This window comes from Telluria sp. ZT3P25 (genome assembly GCF_059685895.1).
The window spans coordinates 47,265-61,141 of record NZ_JCASIJ010000004.1; the positions used below are offsets into that span (position 1 = coordinate 47,265).

The following is a 13,877-nucleotide window of genomic DNA, read 5'->3' on the forward strand; positions in this document are numbered from 1 at the left end:
AAAACTAATTTTGGGTATAGCACTGTCGGCAGCATTGGCCGCTTGCAGTACGACGCCGCCTGAACCAGTCCAGCCGACCGGCCCTTGGATGCTAGTAAACAAACCGGCCACTGTAAAGGAATAAGCGATGAAATCTACCGTACAAAAGATCGTAAGCAGCAAAAAAGACGTAGCAGACATGACGCCAGACCAGCTGGGCGATTTCTACATGAAACAAGCCATGGAATTCGAGTCGAGCAAGTTTGACGACATGGTCAAGTCGAAAAAGCTTGCTTGGCGATGCTTCACCGGAGCCATGGTCTTAGTCGGCGTCACGGTTATTGTCAGCGGCATCAACGCCTTTTACAACAAACCGAATCCGCCAGGGATTATGCAAGTTCACGACAATGGCGACATCACTTGGCTGAAAACGCTTTCGGATGCCAAAGTCACCTATGGTAGGGCAACCGATGTGTCCTATCTGCGCAAGTACATTACTTGCCGCGAGTCCTACGATTGGGAAACGATCCAAGATCATTTCAACTGCACTATGTTGATGTCGACGCCAACAGAAGGGCAGCTTTACGCAGCTTTCAACGGCGAGAACAACCCAAATGCTCCAGTCGTCGTGCTCAAGGATAAATTCCGCGTCATACCTACACCAGGAACAATTTCCTGGGTCGGTGACACGGCCTTGGTTTCATGGAGCCGCAAAACGATCAACCTGGTCGATCCTTTTGCAAAGCCGGTCGTCGAATACTTCATATCGACCATCACTTTTAAATACGAAGACCAGCCGATGGACGACCGTGACCGCGGCATCAATGTCGCAGGTTGGAAAGCCACAAGCTACCAAGCGGCACGCGACATCACGAAAACATCATCGGTCACAGCAACGGTTCCAGCGAAAGTCGAAGGGGCAACGCCATGAAAACCCCATTGATGGCAAGCGTGCTGTTTGTGACCGTTTCAACTGCCAGCGCTGCACCTGGTGATGATCCTCGTATCAGGACTGTTACCTACGATCCAAACAAAGTTGTGCAGATTTACACCGCGATCGGCAATCCCACGCTCATCCAGTTCGAGGAAGGCGAAACGGTCGAGGAAGGTGATTCCAACAAGGCCATGATTGGTATTGGAGACAAAGAAGCATGGAAGATCGGGCCACGTGGCAGCAATATTATGTTGAAGCCTGCGGCATCAAAGCCTGACACCAAGCTTCTCATCGTTACAAACAAACGCAGCTACGCGTTTGAAATCCTGTCGGTGCCAAAAAAATCGTTCATTACCCCGACGCTGATAGTGCGCTTCGACTATCCAGATACCCGCGCAAAAGCTGCACTGGCTGCAAGTCAGAAAAGTGCAGCGACGGCTGAATGCGTAGCTAGAGTCGCCGGCGGAGGCAACGTCACATTAAAGAACAATGCGAATTACATGATGCAGGGCGATACCGTCCTGGCGCCGTCATCAATTTCGGATGACGGCAACTTTACGTTCATGCGGTTTGGTTCTACGCGTGCGCTTCCCGTCGCTTACAAAGTCTTGCCGGACGGAAAAGAAGCACTGACCAACTTCCATATGGAAAGTGACACCGGAATGATGGTCGTTCACGAGACAGCGGCCAAGTTCATTCTCCGCTACGGCAGCTCTGTTCTTGCTATTCGCAATGACGGCTTTAACCCTGACGGCAAGCTCAACGTGAGCGGCACATCCGTGCCAAATGCTGTTCGCTTACCACGAGGTGACCAATGAATACTTCCAACGAAAACTCCGTCGAAAACGATGACGTCCAGGTTGACCGTGACATCCCCAAACTTAATTCCAGCAAGAAAAAAAACAATCTTTCGCGGATGGGAATCGCTGCTGCGTTAATGGTTGGGGTAGTCGCAATTGCGGGCGGATCTGTTCTATTCCTGGGCCGTCTTGAGGAAAGCAAGAAAGTCCAAGCAGCGGAACAGGCCAAAGAGAAACCGGCTGCGGCCGTCCAAGTGGTCAATCGGGATTTCGAGGCTACTAAAAAACGTATCAAGGCCGAGGAAATGGCGGCCATGCCGGCACCTGCAGCAGCCGAAGTTGATCCGGTCGCACAAGCGCAAGCGGGTGCTCCAAGCGGCTCGATGGCTGTTCCAGCTGGTGCGATACCTGTACAGGGACAAGCGCAGCCTGGCCAGACTGCTGGTGGTGGACATGGCGGTGCAACGACCACAGCGGCTGCAAAGGTCCCAACGCTTGCCGAACGCCGTATGAGTGGCGATATCCTGGTCACGAGTGGTAATGGAGGCAGCGGGGCAAGCAGTGGAACCGGGCAGCTGGCCTCGCCGGGATTAGGTAATGCCGAAAATGATGCGCCTCCCGCAGGCGGCTTCATGAATACAAGCGCGCAAACCGGACGCGGTGGCCTTGACGACAGACTTAAGCCATCGAACTTGGTGGCCGGAGTAGCAGTGCAGCGGCCCGACTTGAACATGCTTCTACGGCGGGGTACTTCAATCGAATGTACGCAGAAAACGCGAATCGTCACGACAAATCCTGGCGGTGTCGGTTGCACCATCGCAAAAGATGTGTGGTCGTCCAATGGGGCAGTAAAACTGATCGAGCGCGGCAGCGAGGCATTTGGCGAGCTGCGGGACAGTCTGGTCCCTGGCCAGGCTTTTGTGCCTGTTCTCTGGTCACGTATTGAAACGCCAAGCGGTGTCGTCGTAGACATCAATTCATTCGGGACAGACTCCCTAGGTGCCAGCGGCCAACCGGTATATGTAGACAATCATCTAATGCAGCGCTTCGGCGGCGCCGTCTTGCTTAGCCTGATTAGTGACTTTGGCCAAGCCTTGTCCAACAAGGCAAGTGACGGCGGCGGGTCCATCCAATTGACTACCAGTTCGCGGGCAGGGCAGGACCTGGCCAGCAGAACGCTTGAAAGCACGATCAACATCCCGCCTACCGGCTACGGGCGTCAGGGCGATGTCATCAACATCTTCGTTATGCGTGACATTGATTTCAGGGGGGTATATGAACTCGTCCGCCATTAAACACGATGTGTTCGATAAGAGCATTACGCTCAGGTCGAAGCTGAAACAGTCTGGTATTCAAGCCCATCTTGACCGCGAAGGCGTGACGGAGGTGTGCGTAAATCAGCCCGGCAAAATCATGACCGAAACGCCTGATGGCTGGACGGAACACGATGCGCCGGAAGCCACTCTGCGACTTCTGACCGAATTGGCCAATGCTGCCGCGATTTATCAAGGCGGCACGGGCTTGAACATGAATAGCCCCATCAAACAAGTCCGATTGCCCGATGGTCAACGCGGCCAAGTAGTGATCACCCCTGCCTGCCTGCCGGGGACAGTTGCCCTGACATTCCGAATCGCCAGCAACGAACGTTATTCGCTCGACGACTACATTAATTCAGGTCGCCTAACGCAGTTCCGCGATGTGAGTGTGTTCACCGACGTACCACGCGATATTCACCTTGAAGAGTTCGAGCTGGAGATGCTTCAGGCGAAAGAAGCGCGAGATATGAAACGCTTTTTTGAACTATGCATTGAGAACAAGTTAAACATTTGTATGTCAGGCGGGACAGGTAGCGGTAAGACGACGTTTATGAAGGCTTTGGCCGATATGGTTGCTGCAAATACACGCATCATCACCATTGAAGATGTACACGAACTGTCATTGCCTCTTCACTGGAACAAAGTCCACCTCATGTATGGCGACTTTGTTACGCCAAAAGAGCAGTTGAAAAACTGTATGCGTATGAAACCGGACCGCATCTTCTTGACCGAGCTCCGCGGCGATGAGGCATGGGATTACATTGCCGCACTAAATACAGGGCATCCCGGTTCGCTAACGACGACTCACTCGAACAATCCATTGTCGGCATACCAGCGTATTGCCACCCTGGTGAAACAATCCGAGATTGGGCAAACGCTTGAATGGAGCTATATCGTCCGGGAAGTAACGACTTCGATTGACGTAATGATCCAGTTTTCGCGGACCAAAATGTCACAACTCTACTATGACCCGGTCCGCAAAGCAAAACTGATGCGTGGTGAAAACGTTTAAGCATGCATCCTAAAATTTCGCCTCCGCGAAATCTCGGTTCGTCAATCCTACAAAGAGCAAACAATGACTAAGCCATACAAAAAGGTTGTGGTAGCTGCAATTGCAGTTGTCTTCATCTGTGCCCTAGCTGTTGCGGGTCAGTACGCGGGAGGGCGTCTATTTGCCGATCTTGAAAAAATTCCATCCGACTCAGTCACTATCTACACTTTGATCGATTATTGGAAATCATACAGCCATATACGGGCGGTGAAATTCTCACTAATGATCGGATGGGCCGCCGCTGTAGCTCTGCCCTTAATACCTCTCGTAATGGTTCTCGTGAGCGCTTTGACTGGTAAAAAGCCTGAGCTTCATGGCAGCGCAAGGTTCGCTACAAAAGCCGAAGTGCGACAAGTAGGGTTATTTGGCGATGATAAAGCGAAATGGCCTGGCGTCATTGTGGGAAAGTTAGATGACAAATTTTTGACTTTTCCAGGCCAACAATTCATAAGTGTTAAAGCGCCGACTCGGAGCGGAAAAGATATCGGTATCGTTACCCCGAATCTCCTGTCCTATCCAGACTCGATCGTTAATCACGATATCAAGCTGGAAAGCTACAAGCTCACTGCTGGTTTTCGCGCAAAACATGGCCAGGAAGTTTATCTCTTCGCGCCAAATCATCCAGATAAGACTTCGCATTGCTTCAATCCGATGTCATATATTCGCAGAGAATATGATTATCGTATTGGTGACATTCAAAGCCAAGCCAGCATGTGGTATCCATCGGGCGGCAAAGATGCGTTCTGGAACGATAACGCGCAAGTACTGTTCCTGGGACTGGCGTTATACATGATGGAAACGCCAACTGAAACAGTAACCATGGCAAATATGCTTGGATTGAGCACGCCTGCCACTGGGGAAAGCCTAGACAAATGGATCGAGGCCACCATTAGTTCTAGGGAAGAGCGTGAGAGCGTACTACCGCGTTTGAGCGTCGAATGCGTTGATGCATTGCGTAGTTTTGCCGTCAACACGGATCAGGTCCGCGCCAACATTTTGAGCACGTTTATCGCCCCCCTCAAAATCTTCCGCTCGCCTCTGATCGCTGCTGCTACGTCCAGCGATGATTTTGACCTGCGTGATATCCGACGTAAAAAAATGACCATTTACTTTGGTATGACCGCCGAAGACTTGGTCACTTACTCGGTGCTGGCAAATATCTTCTATTCGATCCTTCTGAACGAGAATACCAAAACGCTACCGCAAGACGACCCGAGTTTGAAGTATCAATGTCTCGTCATTTTCAACGAGTTCACATCTGTGGGAAAACTGAAAATTATCCAAAAGGCGATTGCCTACATGGCTGGTTATAACATGCGCTTGTTGCTAATCTTCCAGAACAAAGGTCAGATTTCCGGTCGCGAAGACGGCTATGGACCAGAGGGCGCGCAAACGTTGATGACAAACTGCGCCATGAATATTCTATTTCAGCCCAAGGAGAATGAGGAGGCGAAAGAGTATTCTGAAACGTTGGGCTATCAGACCGTCAAAAGCCGTTCAAAGGGCCGTAGCGTTAGTGGTGGCAAGGCTGGCCACTCACACAACGATAGCGATCAGCGTCGCGCACTGATGCTCCCACAAGAAATCAAAGAAATCGGCTTTAAAAAAATCATTATTTCCGTCGAAGGATGCAAGCCGATCTTTGCGGACAAGGTGATTTCATATGAGGACGATGCCTTCACCGACCGCCTCAACTTGACGCCACCAGTTGTGCCAAACCTAACGATTGTCCGAGCACAACACCGGACCCGTGCGCTGACTGTCAACGAGATGGAAACCCTAGATGTAGATGACATCGTCAACAAGGCCGAAATCTTAAAAGCCGTCTGTGATGCCATCGGCATGGATTTCGCAGGCTTTGCAACGTCCGATATGGATCAAGAAATTTCACTAGCTGCTTAACTTGGAGAACCACATGAATACTATTGAATCAGCCGCCAATCCAGAAAAGAAAAATCCGCAACAAGACGGCCCGACATTGCGAGTATTTGTAAGAGAGGGTAACGGATACGCCCTCCAACACGAAACCAAAGACTTTCAACAGGCTATGAAGCAAGCTGAGAGGTTCTACGATAAGGGCAAAGACATTCTAGTGAACGAAAAGGACAATCCAAACGTCGTTCACGCCAAGAGTAACCTTAACCGCGAAGTAGATGTCGGTCGCGAGATCCGGCCTACGGGTCCAGGAGACACGTTGGTTAAAGGTGCCGGTGAGGTTGTGCTGGCCAGCTTTTACGCCAAGCTGCCCTTGGACACAAAAGCGTTCGATGAGCGAGCTACGAAAGAACCCTCACGGCCAATACCGACGCCAGCGGGTCCAGAGACGTCTAAAGACCCGGCCAAGGGGTTAGATGGAACATCCACTCGTGATGTACCGAGCCAACCTAATAAGCCTGCTGGAGAGCCTTCTGAGCGCGTGGAGGGCAAGGAGCCTAAAGCAAAAGATGTAGCGGAACCGTTCACCGCGACGAAAGCTGTGATGGATAAAATCGGCTACACATTGCCGGAGACAGTAGCTAGTGAATACAAAGTGAAAGACGGGAAATTTCACGACAAGGCTTCTGATGCGTTACGGTTCGAAGACCATGGAAAGAAGCTGTCAACACCTGTCGAAGACCCGAAAGTTATCGCACACATGGTCGAAGTAGCTTCGGCGAAAAATTGGGGTGCGTTGGAACTGAAAGGCACTGACAACTTTAAGCAAATTGCTTGGCTTGAAGCACAGTCACGCGGAATCGAAACAAAAGGCTATCAGCCAACAGAGCGAGACAAGGAACAGTTGGGCAAGGTGATGGTCGAACGTGGCTTAGCGGGCAAGGAAGTCGCCGCTCCGTCCAGCCCTGAGAAAACCAACGAAATTGTGGGTGTCAACCAACCAGCCGTTGACGATCCGAAGTTTCGTGCGCAAGTGCAAGGTCTTGCCGATGTGACCGCCAAGCTCGATGCCAAGCCTGCGGCCGGTCCAGTGAAGTTTTCGGACGACCCAAAACCGACGTTGCCGAAAGTGGGCGTCGAGCTGCCCAAGGGCCAGGCTCCCGAACCATCCCACGTTAAAGAAGCATCCAGTTCAAAACCAGCGGAGCGCACGCTGACAAAGGACGAACAGATGCGCGTTGACGTTGCTACCAAGTTGATGGAAAAGCAGCTTGCAAAGTTGCCCGAGCATAGTCGCCTTGACGCAATCGCCAAAATGACGACAGCCGTAAGAGACGGAACGCTTAAAATTCCTACCCCTAAAGTTACCGAACGTGCCGTTGACCGACCCGCTCCTGCGCCAGCTCCTGTAATGGAACGCAGCCGTTAATTTCGCCTCCGCGAAACCTTGGTGCCGTTCGATGCGGTTGGCGCGGGTACAACGTCATCGAGGTTCCGTAAGGCATGCTGACATCACTACTGCGCCGGCGCCGAACTCACGTCACTAGTCAGCTTACTCAAGGAACACCGTGAAAAATCTTATCATTGCAGAAAAGTCGTCTGTAGCAGCTGACATCGCAAACGCACTCGGTAACTTCAAAAAAACGGGTGGGTTCTTCGAGCGTGACGACATGATAGTCGTCGGCGCTGTCGGCCACCTCCTTGGGCTGCAGTGTCCTCCAGGTCAGGATGTTGGAATCCCCGTCATTCCAACGCACTTCGAGCTTGTACCAATTGAAACGAGCGCCGACCGGCTCGCGCTCGTAGAATCATTGATTGCGCGGCGCGATGTTGCGGCCCTCATTAACTGTTGCGATGCAGGTCGAGAGGGTGAACTGATCTTCCGCTATATCTACTCCCACTCGGGTACGAAAAAGCCTATCAAGCGAATGTGGCTACAGTCGATGACGCCCGATGCGATCAAGGCCGGATATGTTGATCTGAAAGAAGGTGCGGCATTCGACAATCTATACGATGCAGCAGTTTGCCGCTCTGAATCCGACTGGCTGATGGGAATCAATGGTAGTCGTTGCTTGACCTGGTTCAACAACATTATGTACGACTCACGAGACATGGTGACGGCGGGCAGGGTGCAAACGCCAGTTGTTACCATCGTGGCTGATCGCGAGAACGAGATACTGAATTTCGTTCCACGCCCATATTGGGAGGTCGTTGCCACGTTCGCTGTCGCTGTCGGTGAATACAACGGCAAATGGATCGATCCCGCATTCATAAAAAACGATGACGACGACGCTAAACCAGACCGGCTTTTCGATACGGTACGTGCGACAGCGGTGCTGGAAGCATGCGTTGATAAGCCAGTGCAGTCGGTCGTAGACCACTCTCAGGACGACCCCAAGCCGCCCCCTAAGCTTTTCGACCTAACTACATTGCAACGCGAAGCAAACCGCAAATTCGGCTTCACAGCGTCCCAAACACTGGGATTCGCACAGTCGTTATATGAAACGCATAAGGTTCTTACCTATCCACGGACGGACGCAACAGTTCTGCCGGAAGATTACCTGGACACGGTCGTTAACGTCTTCGGGACATTTGAAGGTGTTTTTGCGCCGCTGGCCAAGAAGGCGCTGGCCAATGGATATGTAAAGCTCACGAAACGGATTTTCGACAACAGCAAAATCTCCGATCACTTTGCGATCATACCAACAGGGCTGCAGCCGGTTGCAATCAGCGCTGATGAGATGAAGATTTATGACCTGGTAGCCAGGCGCTTTATCGGCGCGTTCTATCCGGCAGCGCTCTTTAAAAAAACCGTCCGCGAAACTGTCGTGAGCAACCACACGTTTAAGTCGAACGGTACGGTGCTGGTTGATCCTGGCTGGCTCGAAGTGAGCGGCCGTGAAGCTGGCGGCGACAACGAACTGGCCTACGTCGCAGATGGTGAAACGCCCGACGTCAGCTCGATTTCCAGTAAAGGTAACGCTACGAAGCCTCCAAAACGATTTACTGAAGACACATTGCTTGGTGCTATGGAAGGGGCAGGGCGGTACGTTGAAGATGACGAACAGAAAGAGGCCCTGAAAGGGAAGGGGCTTGGGACACCCGCCACGCGTGCAGCCATCATCGAAGGCCTAATGCAAGAGACGGAGCGCAAGAAGCCTTATTTCGAGCGCAAAGCTAAGGAAATTCACCCCACGCCCAAGGCGATGCATCTTGTCCCAATCCTGCGCGAACATGGGATTCATGAGCTGTGTTCGCCAGCCATGACGGGGGAATGGGAAATGCGCCTTCGAAACATGGAAAAGGGAGCTTATCCGAAGGCCCAGTTCATGACAGAAATCACGGATATGGTTCGATCCATTACCGAGAAGTTGCAGTTGAAGGCGAAGGCCTCTCCGCAGTATGCAGCACTCAAGCTCGACGTTCCCTGTCCGGTCTGCAAGGGCGAAGTACGCAGCGAGGGATTTAACTTCCTTTGCCATTGCGGTTTTAAAATTGGCCGTAAGGTCTGCGGCAGGGACATCAGCAAGGTCGAAGTGACAGCCCTGCTGAAAAACGGTAAGAGTCCGCTATTGAAAGGTTTCACTAGCCCGACGAGTGGCAAAGTGTTTGACGCGTTTTTAATGTACTCAAAGACGAAAAATAAACTGGAGTTTAGTTTTCCCGAGGCTGGCGAACAGGATGGTACCTGCCCGAAATGCAAAGAAGGACAACTCAAGCAAAAAGCCGGGGCAAACGGACCGTTCTGGTACTGCACGCGCTGGAATGCTGACCCAAAATGCGATGCCACGTACAAGGACGACAATGGCCAACCGTTGGTAGCCGCGCCGATCCCGTGCCCAAAATGCGAAACGGGTAGACTACGACTGGTTCCTGGGAAGGAAAAACCTTTTTGGTCGTGCTCGAGCTACCGCAACGAAACAGCGCAGTGCAAAGCCGCATTTCAAGATCGCGGCGGCGTACCGGATTTGGCTCCACCACCACGAGCGTTCAAGCCTGGCATGAAAAAGGTTTCCCTTCCAACGTAAAATGCCCAACGACACGGGGCCAACGTAGTTTCGCCTCCGCGAAACTAGCGGAAAACCTCACACAGAAACGTCAAACACAAAAACATGGATACTTTTATGAAATTTTTGCCGCTGATTTTTGCCTCTCTGCTACTTGCAGGATGTGCCGATACTAACGAGGATTTCGCGAAAAAGGTCGAGATTCAAATGGCCGAAATTGCGAGAAATAAAGACGCAAGGCGGGGCGCAGTGGAGCTTTGTAGGCCGCTTCCTGAGGAGCGTCGTAGTCAAGAGCCGCAATGTGTGGCTTTACAGAACGAGGCTCGTGGAACGCCATATAAGGCGCCGCTGCCGAGCGATCGCTCGACAGATAGAGCCTTCTGATGAGAGAAAAGAGAAAAACATGGAGATAGTTTTTGTACTTTTAGCAATTATTCTATTGGCTATCATACTGGCGCAAGTATGGTTGAAAGGCACAGGACAAACCGGCGCATATAGAGCACGTTCGCTGATGACAGCTAATGAGGCCGAATTCTTCGGACGACTCGTAGCAGCTTTACCTGACCATTACATCTTCCCCCAAGTTGCCATGTCGGCCCTTATTGAAGCTACCACCAGCGACAGAAAGAAGGCCCATAGTGATCGCTTGCGGATCGCGCAACAGCGCGTGGACTACGTGGTATGCAACAAAACTTGCAAAGTTGTCGCTGTCGTTGAACTGGACGACAGGACACACTCAGCCAGCAAGGATCAGATGCGTGATGCACGCCTGCTGCAAGGCGGTATACCTACAGTGCGGTTTCAGTCAAAAAGCAAGCCAAGCGTCGATTCTTTGCGCGCCGCCATAATTGGGGGCACGGTCTCAGATGCAGATTGACGTGTCGCTTAATGAAATCAAAAAAAATGGCGGGGCTTATGACGATAGTGCTTTTGGTTTGAGTAGCAACAGGCTCAGACCATTTATATTCCCGCAATTTTCTTTTGATAATCGCCCCACCAAGCGTATATGGCATCGAGCTCTAAAGTTATTATTGAATTTAAGATTAATGAAGCGTTTTCTGAAGTCCGTAGATCACTATGAGATAATCCAGAAATGTTCCCATGGACAATCTTCGACCTAAGTCTATAAATCTCCCTCATCATTATTCTAGTTTCTTCTCTGCCTTTTGGTGTTTTCCTAAGTAAGAATGCTGCTCGATCGGCTAACTGTTCGGTAATTCCTACACCTTCCATCTGTTCGGAGATGGCGGCCTCCAAACCAATGCACGTTTTTATAAATCGACTGGTTTCGTCATCATCGGTCTGAGCATCAAACAACCAAAAAAGCGCGTTTCGAATAGATTTGACATTATCATCAGCATCCTTTTCATAAATGAGTTCAAAAAGCTTGAAAAACTTATCATAACTAAGCTTAAAAGAAACGCTATCGATGTCATTCCGAAAATATATCTCATTTAACAGCTTTGAGAATCCGACTCCAAGGGGAGCGTGTAATGGTTCTGAGTCCGGTGACGATATCTTTCTGATCTGCGCGTATTGCATCTTCTCGATTTTTGTATTTGCGATGTGGTCTGTGAGATCATTCAGATGGTAAGTCTGTCGCCTACGGAAAAAATCGTAAAGCAAACCAAGCGAAAAAAAAACTTTAAGATATAGTGTAGCCTCTCGGATTGCCGACTGGTTCCTTGACGTTGCGGCGTAGCCGTTTGATCTAACGTTAATTGTAGAGCAATAAATTATTTTATCTGAAAAGTTCGATTTAACTTCAGGTTTTATTGAAACATTCGGTTTAAAGCCCAATTCTATCGGAGATAAACGGGGAGTAGGAAATATAATTTCATATTCATTTGGTATTTCTGCTAACGCGGAAACTACTCGCAAACAGAGATCATCGATCTCTGAGCTTCCTAATATTTCAGTTAAAGGTAATCTGCAGGTATTTATGTCGAAATCTTTCGAAAAGCTTGCAATGTACTCTTTATAAAAAATATCAAGTATATCTTCCTCGCTTACCCATTTGTTGGTCGATTTAATTGCCTCGCTACTAAACTTCGAAAATTTAGTTGCCCAGGTCATGAGGGGCCGATTAACATATTTGATGGATGTGACTCCTTCAAATAACTTGTTTTTCAGAAAAAATTTTGATTTCTCATTTTTTAAAGAGTGAGTCATGCTAAGGGTCGGTCGATCTTTAGATTCAGAAAGTCACGAAATAAATTCGAAGTTTTGGCTGGATCACCGATCCATGCCACGATCTTTTGCGGGGTTCAGCATAGGTTGAGTCGATTTACTTACTTCTGCGGACTTTACTTCACGACCGTCGTATTGGATAACTTCACCAAGATTCATCCGTTCAACCAGCTTGGCCGAGATGGTTTTCAGCAAACTCTTCGCCGTATCTTGGTCAACTGCTTTGCTCTCCATATAACGGGCTGCAGCCTCAAGCGTTGCATGAGCCCCTTTCAATTCAGGGTGTTTCTTCAATGCGTGCTCACGATCCATAGCTTCGAAGTCGACGGAACGACTTGGCCGGATAACGTCTGCTAGCAGGTCACCTAGAGCACGATTTCCCTCAAGCCGATCCATGCTACCTACTACACGCATTATTGAACTTGGATGTTCGATTCCAGGCTTAGCTATTTTATTAACCGCAAGGTCGCGAGCAATGTAAAGCCTATCCCTTCCTTGAGGATCAGTATCGAAGCGATCCCACTCGATGACATACCCAGATTTCTCCGCCAACTGGGCAGTAAACGATCGCAAAGTCCGACTGTTCCCATCTGGAAACGGATGAAGGTAATCGAGTTCGGCGTAAAGCTTCCCGATAGCATGAGCAAATTCTTTCGGGCCGAGCTGCGCAAGCTGGCCGGGCTGAACCTGTGCCAACGTGCTTTCGAGCCGCCGCTGTGCGGCATCGTCCATCTTTGAGTACGCTACGAAGAATTGCCCAGGGGTAACGTCAAGAACGCGACACTTTAGCCAATCCTTTCCTGTCTGAACTGGGGTTCGATACTCTCCAGGGGTGACTTCAGAAAAGCCAACGGAGGGCAAATCCTGGAAAATTCTTCTATTCACCTCACGAAGATGTCCGACGTCGAAGTTGCCAGTTACAGGATTGATCTTAAGCTCTGCAATGCGGGAGCTAGTTAAGTCGCCCTCTAACCGCTGGCGTAACTCATCATCAGGAATCGACACGACGCTATGCCCCCTGGTGAGCTTGCTTTATGCCAGCGATACATTCTTCCATGGTAATTTCTCCACGCACCCATCGTTCTTGCTGAGCTTGAGCCTCTGGCGAAACCGCAAATCCTTCAAGCGCAACAGATGTAAGCCCAAAATTCATTGCTGCTTTTCGTTCATCAACTGTAGAACGTACCGGGTTTAAAACAGCGCGACTTGGGTTTCTGGCAACAAAATCACGCATAAATTCACGCAATATCTGTGCTGCCGACCGATCAGCAACCTCGGCGGCCTGTTGGAACTCAGCTTTGAGTTCACCAGGCACCCTAATAATCATTTGTTCGTCTTTTAGCATGATCTACCCCCTTATCTAAAACAGAAGTATAACACGATGTATATACATTGTGGTTACAAACCTTAATTGGCGAGTCGCAAAAGTTAGTCCTATCTTTGAAATAACAAATATCAGCGTAAGACGCAGCCTGTTCATGGCCCACTGATGGTGTGACTTTCCGAAATAGATGCGACGTTTTGGAAATTACTGCGACGACAGGGCGTGAAGTAGCGAAGTCCATCGCTTCTTGCTCAGTTACACTGGCGACAACGAACTTCCGCTTTCGGCCAAAAGCGGTCATACGACACAAGCTGAGGCTGCGGATGCGTTTTGAAATTGGATCGGGAATATGGTGCCAAGCCATAGTCAAGACGGCTTACGCCGTGTACGTGTTGAAGAGG

The 13,877-nt window shown here is 50.2% G+C and carries 12 protein-coding genes; 9 read left to right on the forward strand and 3 right to left on the reverse strand.

Annotation, left to right across the window (positions count from 1 at the left end; all coding sequences use genetic code 11):
- Positions 1–127: 127 nt before the first annotated feature.
- From AC56LY_RS23895 to AC56LY_RS23935, 9 genes are all read left to right on the forward strand, one after another.
- A complete protein-coding gene (locus AC56LY_RS23895) occupies positions 128–910 on the forward strand; it encodes a VirB8 family type IV secretion system protein (protein WP_499583608.1) in 783 nt (260 codons plus the stop codon).
- Positions 907–1,731 carry a TrbG/VirB9 family P-type conjugative transfer protein gene (locus AC56LY_RS23900; protein ID WP_499583609.1) on the forward strand — a complete coding sequence of 275 codons (825 nt, stop codon included), beginning with the start codon at positions 907–909 and terminating at the stop codon, positions 1,729–1,731. The genes AC56LY_RS23895 and AC56LY_RS23900 overlap by 4 nt, the downstream gene beginning before the upstream one ends.
- Positions 1,728–3,008, forward strand: coding sequence for a TrbI/VirB10 family protein (locus tag AC56LY_RS23905; protein ID WP_499583610.1), 1,281 nt, complete (start codon positions 1,728–1,730; stop codon positions 3,006–3,008). Before AC56LY_RS23900 ends, AC56LY_RS23905 begins: the two co-directional genes overlap by 4 nt.
- Positions 2,989–4,041, forward strand: coding sequence for a P-type DNA transfer ATPase VirB11 (virB11, locus tag AC56LY_RS23910; protein ID WP_499583611.1), 1,053 nt, complete (start codon positions 2,989–2,991; stop codon positions 4,039–4,041). The genes AC56LY_RS23905 and virB11 overlap by 20 nt, the downstream gene beginning before the upstream one ends.
- A 63-nt stretch (positions 4,042–4,104) precedes the next feature.
- Positions 4,105–5,982 carry a type IV secretory system conjugative DNA transfer family protein gene (locus AC56LY_RS23915; RefSeq protein ID WP_499583612.1) on the forward strand — a complete coding sequence of 626 codons (1,878 nt, stop codon included), beginning with the start codon at positions 4,105–4,107 and terminating at the stop codon, positions 5,980–5,982.
- 13 nt (positions 5,983–5,995) lie between these two features.
- Entirely contained in the window at positions 5,996–7,384 is a 1,389-nt protein-coding gene (locus tag AC56LY_RS23920; RefSeq protein WP_499583613.1) for an LPD7 domain-containing protein, read from the forward strand.
- A gap of 139 nt (positions 7,385–7,523) precedes the next feature.
- Entirely contained in the window at positions 7,524–9,983 is a 2,460-nt protein-coding gene (locus tag AC56LY_RS23925) for a DNA topoisomerase (protein WP_499583614.1), read from the forward strand.
- An 84-nt stretch (positions 9,984–10,067) separates the two neighbouring features.
- A complete protein-coding gene (locus AC56LY_RS23930; RefSeq protein ID WP_499583615.1) occupies positions 10,068–10,346 on the forward strand; it encodes a hypothetical protein in 279 nt (92 codons plus the stop codon).
- A 19-nt stretch (positions 10,347–10,365) separates the two neighbouring features.
- Entirely contained in the window at positions 10,366–10,839 is a 474-nt protein-coding gene (locus AC56LY_RS23935; RefSeq protein ID WP_499583616.1) for a DUF2726 domain-containing protein, read from the forward strand.
- Positions 10,840–10,922: 83 nt separating this feature from the next.
- Here AC56LY_RS23935 and AC56LY_RS23940 read toward each other — a convergent pair whose 3' ends face one another.
- From AC56LY_RS23940 to AC56LY_RS23950, 3 genes are all read right to left on the reverse strand, one after another.
- Positions 10,923–12,134: a hypothetical protein gene (locus AC56LY_RS23940; RefSeq protein WP_499583617.1), complete on the reverse strand. Its 1,212-nt coding sequence runs from the start codon at positions 12,132–12,134 to the stop codon at positions 10,923–10,925.
- Between the two features lie 63 nt (positions 12,135–12,197).
- On the reverse strand, positions 12,198–13,157 hold the full coding sequence (locus AC56LY_RS23945; RefSeq protein WP_499583618.1) for a Fic family protein: 960 nt from the start codon (positions 13,155–13,157) through the stop codon (positions 12,198–12,200).
- A gap of 4 nt (positions 13,158–13,161) precedes the next feature.
- On the reverse strand, positions 13,162–13,497 hold the full coding sequence (locus AC56LY_RS23950; RefSeq protein ID WP_499583619.1) for an antitoxin VbhA family protein: 336 nt from the start codon (positions 13,495–13,497) through the stop codon (positions 13,162–13,164).
- Between the last annotated feature and the right edge of the window lie 380 nt (positions 13,498–13,877).